Consider the following 18,127-nt stretch of genomic DNA (forward strand, 5'->3'; position numbering starts at 1 on the left):
GTCAGCCGACCTTGATCTCGTTGTAGACCGGGACGCTGAAGGGGTTGAGGGCGACGTTGGAGAGCCGGTCGGACCAGCCGGCGCTGCCGTTCTGGTACCAGAGCGGGATGGCCGCCATGTTGTCCCGGACGACCTTCTCGGCGCTCTGGAAGATCGAGATCGCCTTGGCGGTGTCGGTCTCGCTGTTCGCCTGGTTCACGAGCTTGTCGAAGTCCTTGTTGGACCAGTGGCCGTCGTTGGAGGAGGCGTTGGTGTAGTAGAGCGGCTGCAGGAAGTTCTGGATCAGCGGGTAGTCCATCTGCCACCCGGCCCGGAACGGACCCGTCATCTTCTTCTGGGTGATCTGGGTGCGGAAGTCGGCGAAGGTGCCGACCGGGTTGCCGACGCAGGCCTTGTCGTTGCCGAGCGCGTTGTTGATGGAGTTGCAGACGGCGTCCACCCACTCCTTGTGCGAGCCGGTGTCCGCGTTGTAGCTGATCTTGACCTGGCCGCCGGGCAGCCCGCCGCCCTCCTGGACCAGCTTCTTGGCCTCGGAGGGGTTGTACTCGCAGGAGCTGCCGCACAGCCCGTCCTGGAAGCCGCCCTTGGTGCCGAGGACCGGCGAGGTCCAGTCGGTGGCCGGGGTGCGGGTCTTCTGGAAGATGGTGTTGGTGATCTGCTCGCGGTTGATCGCCATCGACAGGCCCTTTCGGACCTTCAGCGCGCCGCTCGTGTTCCAGTTCTTGTCGTAGAAGGGGAAGGCGAGCGTCTGGATGATGCCGGCGGGGGTGTTCAGATAGCGGTCGCCCAGGTCGCTCTTGACGTTCTTGAGCTGGGCGGCCGGGACGTCGTCCACCAGGTCGAGGTTGCCGGCCAGCAGGTCGGTGTAGGCGGTGTTGTTGTCGGTGTAGACCTTCAGGTCCACGCCGCCGTTCTCCGCCTTGTCCGAGCCCGGGTAGGCGTCCCACTTCCGCAGGGACATCTTCGAGCCCTTGGTGTACGACTGGATCTCGTACGGCCCGTTGCCGACCGGCTTCGCGATCCACGCCGAGTGGTCCGAGAAGAAGGCCTTGGGCAGCGGCGCGAACGCCGGGTAGCCCAGGGTGTCCGGGAAGGTGGAGAACTTCTGGGAGAGCTTGATCGTGAAGGTCTGGCCACCGGTGACCTTCAGCCCGGAGAGCGTGTCGGCGGTCTGCTTGCCGGTGTCCGGGTGGACCTTGTCGTAACCCTCGATGTAGCCGAAGAAGTACGCGTTCTTCTGGTTGTTCTTCAGGCTGGCGCCGTAGTTCCAGGCGTCCACGAAGGACTGGGCGGTGACCGGCTCCCCGTTGCTGAACTTCCAGCCGCTCTTGACGGTGACGGTGAAGTTCGTGGAGTCCGTGGTGTCGATCTTCTCGGCGAGCATGTCCTCGGCAGCGCCGGTCTTCGGGTTGTACCGCTTGAGCCCGCGGAAGATCATGTCGAGGACCTTGCCGCCCTGCACCTCGTTGGTGTTGGCCGGCTCCAGCGGGTTCTGCGGGTCTCCCCAGGAGGAGCTGAGCACGGCACCGCTGTCACCACTGCCCCCGCCGTTGTCGCTGCCGCCGCCCCCGCAGGCCGTCGCGGCGAGTGCGACCGCCGCGGCGCCTGCGGCCCATTTGGCGTGCGTGGCTCCACGCATGGTGTGCCTCCTCATGACTGCCGGTCCATTACCGGCAATATCAACTCAAAAGGAACGCACCGCACACGCACCGGGCCCATTGGGGGATCTTCGGCCGCCCATACCATCCGGATGGGCCCGCACGACCTCCGCCCGCGCAATGGATCTTCCCCGGACAGCGCAATGGATCTTCGTCATCCGATGCCGAAACGTTGGATTGTTACGAGGAGATGTACGGATTTCGATACTGAGGCGTCCGCATATCGAACTCCTTGCCCGTTTCGCGCAGTTGGCCCGAATCTGGACACGGATCGATTACGGCGTGCTACACGCGTAGCTACAGATTGGTCAAGACAAGGCAAAGAAAGCAAAGCTAAGCCCAAGTCGAGTGAGAATTTATTGACCTTGAACGAATTGCGTTGAAAAAGTCCGGCGTAGCCCGTAGGGGAGTGCCCTGCGGAGTCACTCAGACCTCCTTTGGGCCAGGAGCACCATGACCCCCCCAACTCCATCGGCGGCTGCACCGCTCGAGGTGACCGACGCAAGCGTCGAGACGTCACCTTCGCCCTCCACCCCTAAGGGCAGCGAGAGCCGTTCACCCGGGCGTCTGGCCTGGACTCGCTTCAAGCGCGACAAGACGGGTGTTATATCCGCCTACATCGTGATCTTCTTCGTGGTGATCTCGGTGGCCGCGCCGCTGATCGCCAAGCTGTACGGCAAGGACCCGTACACGACGTACGCCAGCCAGGACCCGAACCTGCTGAACGCGTTCTCGTACCCGGCCGGCCCCAACGGCGGCATGAGCGGGGACTTCTGGTTCGGCATCGAGCCCCAGCTCGGCAGGGACGTCTTCACCTTCCTGCTCTACGCGATCCGCAACTCGCTGGGCATCGCCGCGGCCGCCGCCGTGCTCACCACGGTCCTCGGCGTCCTCATCGGCGTCACGGCCGGCTATCTGGGGGGCAAGGTCGACTACTTCGTCGGCCGGATCATCGACATCCTGCTGTCGTTCCCCTCGACGCTGTTCTTCATCGCCTTCATGCCCGTCGTCTTCGGCTTCTTCGTCGCCCCGGACGACAACATCCCCACCTCTTTGCGGGCCTTCGCGCTCATCATCGTCCTGTCCTTCTTCGGCTGGTCGAGCATCGCCCGACTGCTGCGCGGCCAGGTACTCGGCCTGCGTGAACGGGAGTTCATCGAGGCGGCCAAGATCACGGGCGCGTCCCCGATGCGCATCGTGTTCAAGGAGCTGCTGCCCAACCTGTGGACGCCGATCATCATCCAGTTCACGCTGCTCCTCCCCCTCTACGTGACCTCGGAGGCGGGTCTCTCCTTCCTCGGCGTCGGCATGATCGACCCGACCCCGGACTGGGGCGTCATGATCGCTCGCGGCGCCCAGTTCTACACCGAGGACTTCACCTTCATGCTCTTCCCGGGCCTGTCGATGGTGATCTTCGTCCTCGCCTTCAACCTGCTCGGTGACTCGGTGCGCGACGCGCTCGACCCGAAGTCCAGGCGGTAACCCCAAGCTCCCCGTCCCGGCCGGTTCGCCGCCCGGCCGGTCCCGTTCGTCACGACTCACACAAGAGGCAGGCTCAGCATGTCCTTTTCCCGCAGAAACTTCCTGATAGCCACCGGTGTGGCCGCGGCCGGCACCACCGTGCTGAGCGCCTGCGGCGGCAGTGGGGGCGGCAGCTCCTCGAACAACAAGGTCCCCTCGGTCTCCGGCGCCAAGACCATGAACATCCCGGTCGGCACCAAGGCCGACTCCACCGGCCCCGCGCCGGAGGTCCCGGGTGCGGTCAAGGGCGGCACGATCTACTCGCTCGACCAGTTCGACATGGACCACCTGGACCCGGCCCAGATCTACGTCTCGACCGAGGGCGCCATCACCCGTCCGATCCTGCGCGGCCTCACCGGCTACAAGATCGACGACAAGGGCGGCTGCACGCTGGTCGGCGACGTCGCCACCGACGCCGGCACCATGAAGGACGGCGGCAAGACCTGGTCGTTCACCATCAAGGACGGCATCAAGTGGGAGGACGGCGCCGACCTCTCCATGGACGACGTCCGCCACACGTTCGAGCGCCTCTTCGCCTCCTTCGTCACCGAGGGCCCCCGCTACGTCCAGCAGTGGCTGGTCGGCGGCGACAAGTACAAGGGCCCCTACAGCGGCAAGAGCCTCGACTCCATCGAGATCGACGGCAAGACCATCACGTTCCACCTCACCGAGGCCCGCGCCGACTTCAACTACACGCTCGCCATGCCGGGCTACAGCCTGGTGACGAAGAAGCACGACACCAAGGAGCAGTACGACAAGCGTCCGTACGCCCTCGGTCCGTACAAGATCGGCGACCGCAAGATCGGCAAGTCGCTGACCTACGTGCGCAACGAGCACTGGGACCCGAAGACGGACTCGATCCGCAACGCCTACCCGGACAAGTACCTCTTCCAGTTCGGCTTCGAGCTCGTCGCCTCCACCGACCGCTACATCGCGGACAAGGGCAACGACCAGTACACGATGTCGATCTTCAACGAGGTCGCTCCGGAGCGCACCCAGCAGGTGCTCACCAACGCCGCGCTGAAGAAGCGGGTCCTCACCCAGGTCGACACGGTCACCTACTACTGGCCGATCAACACCACCCGGATCAAGGACGTCAAGGTCCGTCAGGCCATCAACTGGGCCTGGCCGCACCAGCAGCTGCAGACCATCCGTGGCGGCAAGGCCACCAGCGAGCTGGCCAGCACCATCCTCAGCCCGGTCACGCCCGGCTACGAGCACTTCGACCTCTACGGCGTCGAGTCGAAGCCCGGTGGCGACCCGGCCAAGGCCAAGGCCCTGCTGAAGGAGGCCGGCAAGCTCGGCCAGAAGCTGGTCATCGCCTACCAGCAGTCGGACAACGCGGTGAAGCAGGCCGTCGCGATCAAGAACGCCCTGGAGGCCGCCGGCTTCAAGGTCGTCAACAAGCAGGTCGACAAGACGACCTTCTACACCCAGATCGGCAAGGTCGACAACGGCTTCGACCTGTTCGCCGCCGGCTGGAGCCCGGACTGGCCGAACGGCTACTCCGTGTTCTACCCCTGCTGGAGCGGCAAGAACATCGGCGACGGCCGCAGCAACTACGCCCAGCTCAACGACCCGACCGTGAACAAGGCCATCGACCAGGCCTCCACGATCGCGGACACCAAGGCCGCCAACAAGGCCTGGGGCGCCATCGACAAGCAGATCATGGAGCTCGCGCCGGTCGTCCCGGACTACCACTCCATCCGCAACTGGATGTACGGATCCAAGGTCGGCAACGTGGTGTACGACGCCGGCAACACCTGCGTCGCGCTCTGCAAGCTCTACGCCAAGAAGTAAGCCAGCCGGGGGCGGGCGTCGCGACGGCCGCCCCCGTGGCCGCCCACCCCCCTCCTTTTCAACTCCCCGGCGACGGCGCCCCGTCCGGAAAGTCACGCCCTCATGCCCCGCTTCCTTGTCCGTCGAGTTCTCGGCGCGCTGGTCATCCTGCTGATCATCAGCGCCGTCACCTTCTGGCTCTTCTACGCCGTTCCGCGTGACCCGGCCACCATGTCCTGCGGCAAGAACTGCACACCCGACATGCTGGCGCAGATCCGGCACAACCTGGGCATCGACCACCCGATCCCGGTCCAGTACTGGGAATGGCTCAAGGGCATCTTCGTCGGACGCGAGTACTCGGGCTTCGGGCACTGCAACGCCCCGTGCCTCGGCTACTCGTTCGCCAACCGCCAGCCCGTGCTCGGCACCATCCTGGACCGGCTGCCGCTGACGCTCTCGCTCGCCTTCGGCTCCGCCGTCGTCTTCCTGATCTTCGGCATCGGCACCGGCATGATGGCCGCCGTCAAGCAGGGCAAGTGGCAGGACAAGGTGGCCAGTTCGGCCTCCCTGGTCGCCTCGTCGATGCAGATCTACTTCGTCGGCTACCTCGCGATGTACCTGCTCGTCGCCAAGCTCAACATCCTGGACAACCCGTCGTACACGCCGCTGACGGACAACCCGGTCTCCTGGGCCTCCGGTCTGATGCTGCCGTGGCTGGTGCTGTCCCTGATCTGGACCGCCAACTACACGCGTATGACGCGCTCCCAGCTGGTCGAGACGCTCAGCGAGGACTACGTCCGCACCGCGCGGGCCAAGGGCATGTCGCGCCGCAACGTGTTCTTCCGGTTCGCCTGGCGCGGCGCGATGGGCCCCATCGTCACCATCTTCGGCATCGACCTCGCCACCCTCATCGGTGGCGCGATCATCACCGAGTCCGTCTTCAGCCTCCAGGGTGTCGGCCGGCTGGCGCTCTCGTCCGTGGACAAGAGCGACCTGCCCATGCTGCTCGGCGTCACCGTGCTGTCGGCCGGCGCGATCGTGTTCTTCAACATCATCGTCGACGCCGTCTACGCCCTCATCGACCCGCGGATCCGGCTCGCCTGACCTCCGCCGCCCTGCCCCCTACCCCCCGCATCACCCCTGGAGCGTCCCAGTGACGAGCACCGACCAGCAGATCTTCCTCTCCGTCAGGGACCTGAAGGTCCACTTCTCCACCGAGGACGGCACCGTCAAGGCCGTCGACGGCCTCTCCTTCGACCTGGCCAAGGGCAAGACGCTCGGCATCGTGGGCGAGTCGGGTTCCGGCAAGTCCGTCACCAACCTGACGATCCTCGGCCTGCACGACCCCGCCCACACGACGATCGACGGCGAGATCCTGCTCGACGGCAAGGACCTGCTCACGGCCTCCGAGCGCGAGCTCGAGCGGCTGCGCGGCAACAAGATGTCGATGATCTTCCAGGACGCGCTGGCCTCGCTGTCGCCGTACCACACCATCGGCACCCAGATCGGCGAGACGTACCGCAAGCACACCGGCGCCTCCAAGAAGGAGGCCCGGGCGCGGGCGATCGAGATGCTGCGGCGGGTCGGGATTCCCCAGCCGGACGTCCGGGTGGACGACTACCCGCACCAGTTCTCCGGCGGTATGCGCCAGCGCGCCATGATCGCCATGGCGCTGGTCTGCGACCCCGAGCTGCTGATCGCCGACGAGCCGACGACCGCTCTCGACGTGACCGTCCAGGCCCAGATCATGGACCTGCTCAAGGACCTTCAGCAGGAGTTCGGCACCGCGATCATCTTCATCACCCACGACCTCGGCGTCATCGCCGACGTCGCGGACGACGTGCTGGTCATGTACGGCGGCCGGTGCGTGGAGCGCGGTACCAAGAGTGAGGTGCTGCGCACCCCGCAGCACCCGTACACGCTGGGCCTGCTGAGCTCGATGCCGAGCCTGGAGGGCCCGGTCGACGTGCCGCTGAACCCGATCCCGGGTTCGCCGCCCTCACTGCTCAACCCCCCGTCCGGCTGCCGCTTCCACCCGCGCTGCGCTTTCACCGAGAAGGTCGCGGACGGGCTGTGCTCCACCGAGCGGCCGCTGCTCGACGTGCTCGACGGCCGGGGTTCGGCCTGCCACCTCACGCTCGAGCAGCGCGGGGAGTTCTTCGCCGAATTCGCCGCGTCGCGGCAGAACTGACGGACACGAGACGGGATTTCACCATCATGAGCAACACCACCCCCCTCCTGGACGTCTCCGGGCTGACCAAACACTTCCCGATCCGCGGCGGCTTCCCCTTCCCCCGCACGGTCGGCGCCGTGCAGGCGGTCGACGGCCTGGACTTCCAGGTCGCCACGGGCGAGAGCCTGGGCCTGGTCGGCGAGTCCGGCTGCGGCAAGTCGACGACCGGCCGGCTGATCACGCGGCTGCTGGAGCCGACCGCGGGCAGGATCTCCTACCGCGGGCAGGAGATCACCCACGCGAACCGCAAGCAGCTGGCGCCGATCCGCTCCGAGATCCAGATGATCTTCCAGGACCCGTACGCGTCGCTGAACCCGCGGCAGACGGTCGGCAAGATCATCGCCGGTCCGATGGAGATCAACGGCGTCAACCCGGCGGGCGGCCGCGAGAAGCGCGTGCGCGAACTGCTGGAGATCGTGGGTCTCAACCCCGAGCACTACAACCGCTTCCCGCACGAGTTCTCCGGCGGCCAGCGCCAGCGCATCGGCGTGGCACGGGCGCTGGCCCTGGAGCCGAAGCTGATCGTCGCCGACGAGCCCGTCTCGGCCCTGGACGTCTCCATCCAGGCGCAGGTCGTCAACCTGCTGCAGAAGGTGCAGCAGGAGCTGGGCATCGCCTTCGTCTTCATCGCCCACGACCTGGCCGTCGTCCGGCACTTCTCGCAGCGCGTGGCGGTCATGTACCTCGGCAAGATCGTCGAGATCGCCGACCGCGACGACCTGTACGGCAACCCGCGCCACCCCTACACCCGCGCCCTGCTGTCCGCCGTCCCCGAGGCCACGGTGGAGGAGACGCCGGCCCGCGAGCGCATCCGGCTCCAGGGTGACGTCCCCTCCCCCATCTCGCCGCCCTCCGGCTGCCGCTTCCGCACCCGCTGCTGGAAGGCGACGGACAAGTGCGCGAGCGAGGCGCCGCCGCTGGTGCAGGTCGAGGGGAACAAGCCCGGCCATCTGACCGCGTGCCACTACCCCGAGACGGCGGAGGCCGTGCCCGCCGTGCTCTCCAAGGACCCCGAGGCGGCGGTCTGACACACCCCTTTCGTCAGCCGCCCCCTTGCGGAACGGACCTTCAAGGCCCATTGACCCGAGCCCCGAACGTCCGCTTCCCGGGGATCTAGGCCCACGCCGCGCTCTCGCGCCGCGTGGGCCTTTCTCCGCCCTCGGGCTGTCAGGTACCCGTCTGGTGCTCCGGGGCGGGCGAGGCAGCCTCCACGGCCCCGGACGGGGCGTTCTCCGTGCCGAGCGTGCGCACCTGGGGCGAGAGCAGGGCGGCCCCGGTGGCCAGGACGATCAGGGCGGCGCAGCCCGCGAGGGCCTGGCCGGTGCCCACGGCCTGGGCGACCGGCCCCGCCACGAGCAGGCCGAGCGGGGCCAGCGCGAGGGAGCCGAACCAGTCGTAGGAACTCACCCGGGACAGGGCGTGTTCGGGGACCTGGCGCTGGATGGTGGTGGCCCACAGGACGCCGAAGACGTCGCTCGCGATGCCGGCGCAGAACATGGCCGCCGCGATCAGCCATACGGGCGCCCGGGCACAGAGCAGGGCGATGGGCACCGCGCCGGGGAAGGTGCACAGCACCGCGACGAGCATGGGCCGTCGCACCCTCACGCGGGCGGCGAGTCCCGCACCGGCGATGGTGCCCAGGGCCTGCGCGGCCACGATGACGGACCAGGCCCGCGCCCCGCCCAGGTGCTGTTCGGCCGACAGCGGTCCGAGCACCCCGACGTTGGCGTTGAGCGCGGCGATCACGACCGCGTACTGGGCGACCACGACCCACAGCCACTGCCGGGAGGAGAACTCGCGCCAGCCCTCGCGCAGATCGGCCCACCCGGACGCCTTCTTCCGAGGGGCCGAGGTCACGCCGAGGCGGGAGGTCAGCGCGGCGCTGACCACGAAGGAGGAGGCGTTGATCGCGAGGGCCCAGCCGGCGCCGGCGAACGCCACCGTGACGCCGGAGAGGGTGAGGCCGAGCAGCAGGGCGCTGTTGGTGCCCATCCGCAGCAGGCCGTTGGCGCGCTGCAGCCGGTCGGCCGGCACGATCAGGGGCAGCAGGCCGTCCATCGCGGGTGCGAACAGGGCCGTCGCCGAGCCCGCCAGGGCGGCGAGCACGCACAGCGCCACCAGGGGCGCGTGGCCGGTCAGCACCATGGCGGCCAGGCCGCCGTACGCCCCGGCCCCCAGGACGTCGGCCAGGGCCATCAGCCTCGACCGTGACATCCGGTCCGCGACGACGCCGCCGGCCAGGATGAACACCAGCTGCGGCAGGGCCTGGCAGGCCACCACCAGCGACAGCCGGCCCCCGTTGCCCCCGGGGAGCGCCAGCACCGCGAACGCGAGCGCGACCCGCGCGAATCCGTTGCCCAGGATGGAGATGACGCGCGCGCCGGCGAGCATCACGAACCGCCGGTCGCGCCACAACGGCGCTCCGCTCGAAGAAGATGTCACGGCCAAGCACCTTACGTCCGCGAGGTGGTACGCGGGCAGGACGGGTCAGGTGAGTCGCCGCCCCATCCTGGCCGACTGCCGGTTGTGTCCCTTCGTGTCCCACCACTCCTCCAGATGGGCGCGGACGAGATGCACGAGCTGCGGCAGCCGGTCGGGCTGGGGTGCGGGCGAAGTGAGCACATCCGCAAAGGACTTGTCGTCCCAGGCGAGGGTGACGACCCACCGCTCGTCCGGGTGGCCCGGGCGGCCCACGGTCAGCCGGTACGTCAGCGTCGCGGTGCGGTCCGCACGGTGCTCGACCGTCATTCCGTCGATGTCGAACCGGACTCCGTCAGCGGTGACGTACGAGCGGCTCAGGGCCCGCTCGGCCGGCGTCTGTTCCTCCACAGGGGTCGACCACCCTTTCTCACTTCGGCCCGCACCCGGGCACCGTGTTCAGCAGCGGGCGGCACCGGCGACGGCCGGCTGGTCCACCTTGTATGCCGTCAGGAGGTCGTTGTGACCGCCCGGAGTACCGATGATGGTGCGGAACTTCTCGATGCGCGGGCACTGGTTGGCATAGGTGGAGTAACCACCGCGGCCGTTGGGGTCCCCGGTGCCGATGGCGGCGCTGATCTTCCGGTCCATCGTGCTGTTCCAGCCGTGCCGCGCCTTGATGTGCTTCCAGCCCCACGTGCTGGTGCCGCAGCGCAGGGTGACGAAGGTGGGCGGGCCGACGGGCACCTGGCGGTAGTACTTCTTCAGGACGTAGGTGCGGCTGTGGCTGCGGCACTTGGCGTCGTAACTGGTGGCCTGTGGTGTGACGGTCCGCCCGGACGCGGGTGACGCGGCGGACGCGGAACCGGCCGCCGGGATCAGCAGGGCCGATATGACGGCAGCACCGGACAGCGCTGCCTTGACGGCAGTGCGGTGAAGCATGTTTCCCCCTCTGTTCTCCCCGTGGTCAGCGGGGAGTCGAGTACGAAGCGCCCCGTGCGGAACGCGGCTTCACCGTTCCATCGCCCGCCGCATGCCGTCAATCGAATACCTCCCGGGCCGATCGTTCCTGGACCTGTCCGAGCTGGAGCACCACGCCGCCTACCGGTGGGACGTGGACTTCCTTCATGTTCCCGGCCTGCTCCAGACCGAGGACTACGCCCGGGCCCTGTTCTCGCACCGCGTGCCCGAACTTCGGGCGGAAGAGCTCGAGTTGCGCGTCAGGCACCGGATGCAGCGGCGCGTCGTCGTGGAGAGGGAGGAGACCCCGTACAAGGCCGTGATCCACGAGGCGGCGCTGCGCATCAAGGTGGGCGGCCGAGCCACGTCACGTGCTCAGCTCGCCCGCATCCTGGAGCTCTCCGAAGCGGCCCACATCACCGTGCGCGTCATTCCCTTCGCGCTGGAGGCGTTCGCCGACATCACGGCCGCCATGGTGTACGCGGGCGGCGCCGTCCCGGCATTGGACACCGTCGTACGCGACGGTCCTCACGGCTCGCTCTTCATCGACTCCGAGGCACAACTCGGCGTCTTCCGAACACTCTTCCGTAGAGTGGAGGCGGCGTCGCCCGAACCCGAGCGGTCGCGTGATCTCATCCACACGCTGACGAAAGAGCTGTGAGGCACCCGATGGTCACCCCCGGCAACTGGCGGAAGTCCTCGTACTCGGGAAGCGGCGACGGCAACGCCTGCGTGGAGATCGCAGCCCACCCCACGCACATAGCCGTCCGCGACTCCAAGACCCCGGCCGGAGCAACCCTCACCTTCCCGGCCGAGGCCTTCACCCCCTTCATCGACGCCCTGAAGACCCCGCACCGCCCGGAGGGCTAGGCGTCCTCCTCCAGTGCCGCCAGCGCCGGGTCCAGCACGATGTCCTCGTCCCGCGCCTCGATCGTCGGCTCCTCCGGGAAGTGGCAGGCCGTCAGGTGGCCCTCGTGGTTGCCGGAGAGCCGGACCAACGGCGGCTCCTCCGTCGCGCACTTGTCCTGCGCCTTCCAGCAGCGGGTGCGGAAGCGGCAGCCCGAGGGCGGGGAGATCGGGGACGGGACGTCGCCGGCGAGGCGAATGCGTTCGCGCTGGGCGGCGTCCTGGTCCTCGGACAGGCTCACCTCGGGGACGGCGGAGAGCAGGGCGTGGGTGTAGGGGTGGCGGGGGCGGGCGTAGATGGACGCGCGGTCGCCGACCTCGATGATCTTGCCGAGGTACATGACCGCGACGCGGTGCGAGAAGTGCCGTACGACCGCCAGGTCGTGGGCGATGAACAGGAACGCGATCCCCAGCTCCCGCTGGACCTCCTGCAGCAGGTTCACGACCTGCGCCTGGATGGAGACGTCGAGCGCCGAGACCGGCTCGTCCGCCACGATCAGTTTCGGCTCCAGGGCCAACGCCCGTGCCACCCCGATACGTTGACGCTGGCCGCCGGAGAACTCGTGCGGGAAGCGGTTGTAGTGCTCGGGGTTGAGGCCGACGATCTCCAGGAGCTCGCGCACGCGCTTCTCGCGGCCGCCCGTCGGCTCGATGCCGTTGATCTCCATCGGGCCGGAGATGATCTTGCCGACCGTCTGGCGCGGGTTGAGCGAAGAATACGGGTCCTGGAAGATCATCTGGATCTCGGAACGGATCGGCGCCAGCTGCTTGCGGCCCGCGTGGCTGATGTCCTGCCCGCGGTACGAGATGGTGCCGGAGGTCGGCTCCAGCAGCCGCGTGATCAGCCGGCCGGTCGTCGACTTGCCGCAGCCCGACTCCCCCACCAGACCGAAGCTCTCGCCGACGTGCACGGTCAGGTCGATGCCGTCGACCGCCTGCACGGCGCCGATCGTGCGCCGGATCGGAAAGCCCCCCTTGACCGGGAAGTGCTTGGTCAGCCCGCTGACTTCGAGCAGCGGCTCCCCGGCGGGAACGTCCGCGTCCCTCGGGGCGGGGAGGACGAGGTCCTCTGTCATTGGGTCTCCTCCTAGCCCAGCCGGGGCCTGATCTCTTCCACGAAAATGGTGTGCTTCTGCTCCGCGGTGAGATGGCACGCGGACGAGCGGTCCGGGGCCAGCAGCGGGCGTTCGGTGACACAGCGGGTGCCGTCGACCCGGTCCTGGAAGGTGCAGCGCGGGTGGAACCGGCAGCCCGACGGCGGGTTCAGCAGCGAGGGCGGGGTGCCCGGAATGGGCGCGAGGGGCGCGGAGAGGTCCGAGTCCAGTCGGGGCATGGAGTTCAACAGGCCCCAGGTGTACGGGTGTTGCGGCGCCCGCAGCACCTCCGCCGTCGTGCCCCGCTCCACCGCCCCGCCCGCGTACATCACCATGATGTCGTCGGCCATGTCGGCGATGACCCCGAGGTCGTGCGTGATGAAGATGATCGCCGAGCCGAACTCCTGCTGCAGGCTCTTGAGCAGGTCGAGGATCTGGGCCTGGACGGTCACGTCCAGGGCCGTCGTCGGCTCGTCGGCGATCAGCAGGTCGGGGTCGCAGACCAGCGCCATGGCGATCATCGCGCGCTGGCGCATACCGCCGGAGAACTGGTGCGGGTAGTCGCTCGCCCGTTCCTTGGGGTTGGGGATGCCGACCTTGCCGAGCATCTCCACCGCCCGGTTCCAGGCGGCCTTCTTGGAGGCGCCGGTGTGCTTCATGAAGGGCTCGGCGATCTGCCGGCCCACCGTGTAGTACGGCGACAGGGCGGTCAGCGGGTCCTGGAAGATCATCGCGACCTTGTTGCCGCGCAGCTTCTCCAGCTCCGACTCCCGGGCCGTGGTCAACTCCCGGCCCTCCAGGAGGATTTCGCCCTCGACAGTGGTGAACATCGGGTTGTGCAGACCGAGGATGGTCAGATTGGTGACGGACTTGCCCGAGCCGGACTCGCCCACGATCCCCAGCGTCCTGCCGCGGGCCAGGTCGAAGGAGAGCCCGTCGACGGCCTTCACCACGCCGTCCTCGGTCCTGAAGCTGACGTGCAGGTCCCGCACGGACAGGAAGGCACCCGCGTCGGCCGGTACGGGAGCCCCTGCTTCCTTGGTCACAGTGGTCACGACAGTCTCCTCATACCCGACCTAGGCGAGCCGCACGCGCGGGTCGATGAAGGCGTACGCGGCGTCTACGACGATGTTGCAGAGCAGGATCATGGTGGCGGAGAACAGCATCACGCCCAGCAGCAGCGGCAGATCGCTGAAGGACACCGCCTCCACCGCGAGCCGGCCGAGCCCCGGAAGGCCGAAGGTGTACTCGGTGATGATGGCGCCGCCGAGCAGTGAGCCCAGGTCGATGCCGAAGATGGTGATGATGGGGATCAGCGAGCCGCGCCAGGCGTAGCGGAAGAAGACGTAGCGGCTGGACATGCCCTTCGCGCGGGCGGTGCGCACATGCTCTTCCTGGAGCTGCTCGATCATCGACGAGCGCGCCATACGGGTGTACTGCGAGGCGAAGATCGTGGACAGCACCACCCAGGGAACGATCAGTCCTGTGAACCAGGCGACCGGATCGCCCGAGATGGGGACGTACGCCGGCTTGTCGAAGACATGGGTCTGGTAGACGAGGATCGCGAGGGCGAGCGGGCCGAGGAAGTAGATCTGCATCGAGCTGATCACCATCGCGCCGGCCGTGAAGGTCTTGTCGACCAGCGTGCCGCGCTTCCAGGCGGCGACGAGTCCGGTGCCCAGGCCGAGGATCAGGAAGCAGACGGCACCGCCCAGGGTGAGCGAGAGAGTGGTGGGCAGCCGGTCCATCAGCGTGCCCCAGACCTCCTCGTTGGTGTGGTACGAGTACCCGAAGCAGGGGGCGGGGCACGGCCCTTGGGCGAATTCGTTGCTGCCCAGCACGAGGTTGTGCAGGAAGATCCAGTACTGCTCGGGGATCGACTTGTCGAGTCCGAGCACATGGTGGATGTTCTCGATGTTGGCCGGCGTGCATCCCTTGCCGCACATCAGGAGCGCCGGGTCCCGTGGCATGCCGAAGAACAGCAGGAACGCGACGATACTCAGCAGGACGAGGATGACGAGGGCGCCGAGCGACCGGCGGACGAGGAAGCGCAGCATGGCAGTGGCAGCTCTCAGGCGTCAGCGGACCGGGAGGTGCCCGGCGCGCGCCGCACGAGGCGGGCGAACGCGCCGGACACCAGGTCGGGAGTGGGCTACTTGACGTACACGCGGCGCGGGTCGATGCCGGCGATGATGTCGTCGTAGGCGAGGCCACCGATCTTGGAACCGGCGATCTGGACCTGCTTGAAGTAGCCGGTCGGAACGATGCTGATGAGGTTCTTCACGATGTACTTGTCGAGCTTCTCCCACTCGGCCGCGGCCTTGACCGGGTCGGTGATCTTGTTGATGCGGTCGATCTCGCTGTTCACCTTGGGGTCGTTGGTCTGCGAGTAGTTCGACGCACCGTCGGCGATCTGGCGGCCGTCGAAGGACGGCGGGATCACGGTGGAGGCGGAGGGCCAGTCGGCGCCCCAGTTGCTGTTGAAGATGTCGTAGTTGTTCTTGATCTTGCTGACCTGGTCGTAGTACGACTCGGCGGGGATCTCCTGGCGCTGGACGTCGAAGCCCGCCCGCTTCAGGCCGGCCGCCATGGCGGTCGAATAGGCCTGGCCCTCCTGGGAGTTGATGTAGCCGAAGGTCAGCTTCATGCCGACCTTGCCGGCCTCCTTGAGGAGCTTCTTGGCCTTGGCCGGGTCACCGGCCGGCTTCTCCTTCTTGCCCCACGGGTCGAAGTTCGGGTCGTAGCCGCTGACGGTCGGGCTGATGATGCCGCCCGGGATGTCCATCGCGTCGGAGCCGCCGTAGGCGCGCTGGAACGGCGAGACGGGCAGGGCGTACGCGATGGCCTCACGGACCTTCTTGTCCTGCATGGCCGGGTGGCTCAGGTTGATGTTCATCTGACCCACGAACGGCTGGTAGCCCTTGACCGTACGGGACTTCATCTTCGGGTCGTTGAGCACCTTGGACAGGTTGCCCGCGTCGACCGAGTTCTGGAAGCTGACCGAGGTCTGGTCACTGCTGCCGTTCGCCAGCAGCGCCTTGGTGGAGTCCTCGAACTGCTGGTTGAACGTGATGTTGAACTGGTCGACGTACTGGTGCCGCAGCGGGTCCGTCTTCGGGTCCCAGTTGGGGTTCTTGACGAGCACCATCGACTTGCCGGACTTGAACGACTGGATCTTGTACGGGCCGCTCGTCACCGGCTTCTTGTCGTACTTCTCCTTGGTGTCGCCCTTCTGGGAGACCATCGCGTAGCCCACCATGCCGAGCGCGTACGGCAGGTCGGGGTGCGCCGTCTTGAAGTGGAAGATGATGGTCTTGTCGTCCGGCGTCTCAAGGATGCTGTTCGGCAGGTGCTTGCCCTTGTACGGGCCGTCCGGCAGCAGCTTGCGGTAGTCGGCGCCCGGTGTGTTCGCCAGCCACTGCTGGAGATAGGTCGGGCCGGTGTTGATGAAGGGCGCGAAGAGGCGCTCGACGGACTGCCGGACGTCCTTGGACGTGACCGGCGACCCGTCCTCCCACTTGACGCCGTCCTTCAGCGTGTACTTCCAGGTCTTGCCGCCGTCGGTGGTGGTGCCGGCGTCCGTTGCCAGGTCACCGACGACCTCGTGCTGTTTGCCGTCGTTGCTGGTGGCTTTGAAGCCGGTGAGCCCTCTGTGGTAGAGCTGCGCGAGCTGGCTCTCGTTGGAGACGTAGATCTGGCCCGGGTCCAGGTGCGCGATGCTGTCGCGCTGCGGCACGGAGATCGTGCCGCCTGTTTTTGCGCCCGGCACCGCGGCGGCCGGCCCCTGGGAGTCGGCGGCGTCACCGAACTTGATGGACGCCTGCTGCCGCTGGGCGTTCTCCTTGTCCTCTTTCTTGTTGTCGCTCGAGTCGCTGCCGCCCTTGCTGCAACCGGTCAGCACGAGTGCCCCGGCCGCAAGCACTGAGAGTGCGGCGTATGCGTGGCGTCCGCCCTTACTCATCACTCAGTTTCCACCCATCTGTGTGTCACCAGTGCGAACGAAGTGCCATCCGGTATCCGGGCGAGGACGCCCAATCCGTAGGTCAGCGAGCCGTCTTGGGGTCGAAGGCGTCCCTGACCGAGTCCCCGAGCAGGTTGAAGGCCACGATGAAGATGATCATCGAGATGCCGGGGAAGAACATGTAGGTGATGTCGTTCTGCATCACGAGTTCGGTCGACGCCTTGGAGAACATCTGGCCCCAGTCGGGCGTCGGTTCGACGATGCCCACGCCGAGGAAGGACAGACCGGCCTCGGCGGTCACGAAGTTGGGCAGCATGTAGGTGCCCTGGACGAGGATCGGCGTGACCACGTTCGGCAGGATCTCCCGGCGGATGATCCGCCAGGGCGGCGCTCCGCTCACCCGGGCCGCCTCGATGAACTCCCGCTCCCGCAGGGCGAGTGTGGTGCCTCGCAGGATGCGGCCGAGGCTCATCCAGCCCAGGAACCACTGCACCATGATCAGCGCGACCACCCGGACGTAGACCGGTGTCTCGTCGGTCGGGCTGACGAACAGCGACACCACGACCGGCATGCTGGCGATGAAGAACAGCTGCGCCGGGAAGGCGAGCAGGAAGTCGATGAGCCGGCTGATGAAGTAGTCGGCCTTGCCGCCGAGATAACCCGCCGTCACACCGAGGAGGATGCCGGTGAGGACGGTCGCCACCGTGACGGCGAGGGAGATCATCAGCGAGGTGCGGATGCCGTAGAGGAGCTTGGTGAAGACGTCGTAGCCGTTGCCGGGCTCGAGGCCGAACCAGAACTCGCTGCTGATACCGCCGTTGGGCTGTACCGGCACACCCGCGCTGTCGAAGAGCTCGGGACGCTCGTCCGCGTACACGGTGTAGGGGTTCTTGCCGTAGAGCTTCGCGATGAGGGGGGCCGCCGCCGCGATCAGGAAGAAGAACGCCACAACACCGGCCGAGATGACGCCTGTTCGGTCGCGTTTGAAGCGGATCCACATCAACTGGCCGGGAGACCGGCCCTGAAGTTCCTTGGCCTCGAGTGCCACGGGTGGCTGCGTTGCTCCGTCGATCACGACCGACGTGCCGCCGCTGCCCTCGACGTCGATAGGACTTGTCACAGTTCGCCCATTTCACAGGTGTGGGTGTGAGAGGTTCCTGTTACCGCGAGGACGCGCGAACCCCCAGGGGAACGCGCGTAGTTCCAGGACCTGATCACACAGCCGGAAGCGACGAACCGAACCAGCTGACCCTTGTGACACCGCACATGGGGCTCCTCCTCATGACTCCACGTGTCCACCAACAGCTGGGGGTACGTTTCTGCCCTCCGACACCCCTGACGGAAGGTCAGGCACCCCCGGGTGCTCGCGAGTCGGGCGCTGTCCCCACAGCGTCTGACCCATTGACCCGAGCTACGCGGCTAACTATCTGCCATGAGCAAGGGGCCGACCACCGTCTGTAAATCTCAATTCAGTCACAGCTGACGCGTAGAACTTCCAAAACTCGGACAAACCCTCTGGGAGGAGAAGGCCACGAAACGGACTTGTTACATGGGTATCGGGCGCATCGGTCCGCATTCCGGACGACGTCGGCCCGAA

At 67.2% G+C, this 18,127-nt stretch carries 15 protein-coding genes and 1 pseudogene; 7 read left to right on the plus strand and 9 right to left on the minus strand.

What is annotated here, in order from left to right; genetic code table 11:
• Position 1 precedes the first annotated feature (1 nt).
• Positions 2–1,639 carry an ABC transporter substrate-binding protein gene (locus tag ACFU97_RS04380; RefSeq protein ID WP_384250665.1) on the minus strand — a complete coding sequence of 546 codons (1,638 nt, stop codon included), beginning with the start codon at positions 1,637–1,639 and terminating at the stop codon, positions 2–4.
• 472 nt (positions 1,640–2,111) lie between these two features.
• Between ACFU97_RS04380 and ACFU97_RS04385 the strand changes: the two genes are divergently transcribed.
• The 5 genes from ACFU97_RS04385 (at position 2,112) to ACFU97_RS04405 (ending at position 8,219) form a co-directional block, all read left to right on the plus strand.
• Entirely contained in the window at positions 2,112–3,140 is a 1,029-nt protein-coding gene (locus ACFU97_RS04385; protein WP_384250667.1) for an ABC transporter permease, read from the plus strand.
• Positions 3,141–3,218: 78 nt separating this feature from the next.
• Positions 3,219–4,979 (plus strand): ABC transporter substrate-binding protein, encoded by a 1,761-nt coding sequence (locus tag ACFU97_RS04390; protein WP_384250670.1) that lies wholly within the window; start codon positions 3,219–3,221, stop codon positions 4,977–4,979.
• Between the two features lie 102 nt (positions 4,980–5,081).
• Positions 5,082–6,062 (plus strand): ABC transporter permease, encoded by a 981-nt coding sequence (locus tag ACFU97_RS04395; RefSeq protein ID WP_384250672.1) that lies wholly within the window; start codon positions 5,082–5,084, stop codon positions 6,060–6,062.
• Between the two features lie 49 nt (positions 6,063–6,111).
• Positions 6,112–7,149: an ABC transporter ATP-binding protein gene (locus ACFU97_RS04400; protein WP_384250675.1), complete on the plus strand. Its 1,038-nt coding sequence runs from the start codon at positions 6,112–6,114 to the stop codon at positions 7,147–7,149.
• A 26-nt stretch (positions 7,150–7,175) separates the two neighbouring features.
• Positions 7,176–8,219 carry an ABC transporter ATP-binding protein gene (locus tag ACFU97_RS04405; RefSeq protein ID WP_384250677.1) on the plus strand — a complete coding sequence of 348 codons (1,044 nt, stop codon included), beginning with the start codon at positions 7,176–7,178 and terminating at the stop codon, positions 8,217–8,219.
• Positions 8,220–8,358: 139 nt separating this feature from the next.
• Here the strand turns inward: ACFU97_RS04405 and ACFU97_RS04410 are convergent, their stop codons facing one another.
• Genes ACFU97_RS04410 through ACFU97_RS04420 form a run of 3 tightly spaced genes read right to left on the minus strand, consistent with a single transcriptional unit; the run spans position 8,359 to position 10,551 of the window.
• On the minus strand, positions 8,359–9,633 hold the full coding sequence (locus ACFU97_RS04410; protein WP_384250679.1) for an MFS transporter: 1,275 nt from the start codon (positions 9,631–9,633) through the stop codon (positions 8,359–8,361).
• 45 nt (positions 9,634–9,678) lie between these two features.
• Positions 9,679–10,020: a hypothetical protein gene (locus ACFU97_RS04415; protein WP_384250681.1), complete on the minus strand. Its 342-nt coding sequence runs from the start codon at positions 10,018–10,020 to the stop codon at positions 9,679–9,681.
• A gap of 48 nt (positions 10,021–10,068) precedes the next feature.
• A complete protein-coding gene (locus tag ACFU97_RS04420; protein WP_384250684.1) occupies positions 10,069–10,551 on the minus strand; it encodes a hypothetical protein in 483 nt (160 codons plus the stop codon).
• 121 nt (positions 10,552–10,672) lie between these two features.
• Between ACFU97_RS04420 and ACFU97_RS04425 the strand changes: the two are divergent.
• Positions 10,673–11,230: pseudogene (locus tag ACFU97_RS04425) on the plus strand (DUF5753 domain-containing protein); the annotation flags it as partial.
• 8 nt (positions 11,231–11,238) lie between these two features.
• On the plus strand, positions 11,239–11,439 hold the full coding sequence (locus ACFU97_RS04430) for a DUF397 domain-containing protein (RefSeq protein WP_384251128.1): 201 nt from the start codon (positions 11,239–11,241) through the stop codon (positions 11,437–11,439).
• On the opposite strand, the gene ACFU97_RS04435 is transcribed toward ACFU97_RS04430, so the two are convergent.
• The 5 genes from ACFU97_RS04435 to ACFU97_RS04455 form a co-directional block, all read right to left on the minus strand.
• A complete protein-coding gene (locus ACFU97_RS04435) occupies positions 11,436–12,551 on the minus strand; it encodes an ABC transporter ATP-binding protein (protein WP_384250687.1) in 1,116 nt (371 codons plus the stop codon). The genes ACFU97_RS04430 and ACFU97_RS04435 overlap by 4 nt on opposite strands.
• A gap of 11 nt (positions 12,552–12,562) precedes the next feature.
• Positions 12,563–13,624, minus strand: a complete 1,062-nt coding sequence (locus ACFU97_RS04440; protein WP_384250690.1) for an ABC transporter ATP-binding protein — start codon at positions 13,622–13,624, stop codon at positions 12,563–12,565.
• A gap of 21 nt (positions 13,625–13,645) precedes the next feature.
• Entirely contained in the window at positions 13,646–14,626 is a 981-nt protein-coding gene (locus tag ACFU97_RS04445) for an ABC transporter permease (protein ID WP_384250693.1), read from the minus strand.
• Positions 14,627–14,721: 95 nt separating this feature from the next.
• A complete protein-coding gene (locus tag ACFU97_RS04450; RefSeq protein WP_384250696.1) occupies positions 14,722–16,530 on the minus strand; it encodes an ABC transporter substrate-binding protein in 1,809 nt (602 codons plus the stop codon).
• Positions 16,531–16,612: 82 nt separating this feature from the next.
• On the minus strand, positions 16,613–17,650 hold the full coding sequence (locus tag ACFU97_RS04455; RefSeq protein WP_384250700.1) for an ABC transporter permease: 1,038 nt from the start codon (positions 17,648–17,650) through the stop codon (positions 16,613–16,615).
• Between the last annotated feature and the right edge of the window lie 477 nt (positions 17,651–18,127).

This window comes from Streptomyces sp. NPDC057616 (assembly GCF_042800575.1).
Classification (GTDB): domain Bacteria; phylum Actinomycetota; class Actinomycetes; order Streptomycetales; family Streptomycetaceae; genus Streptomyces.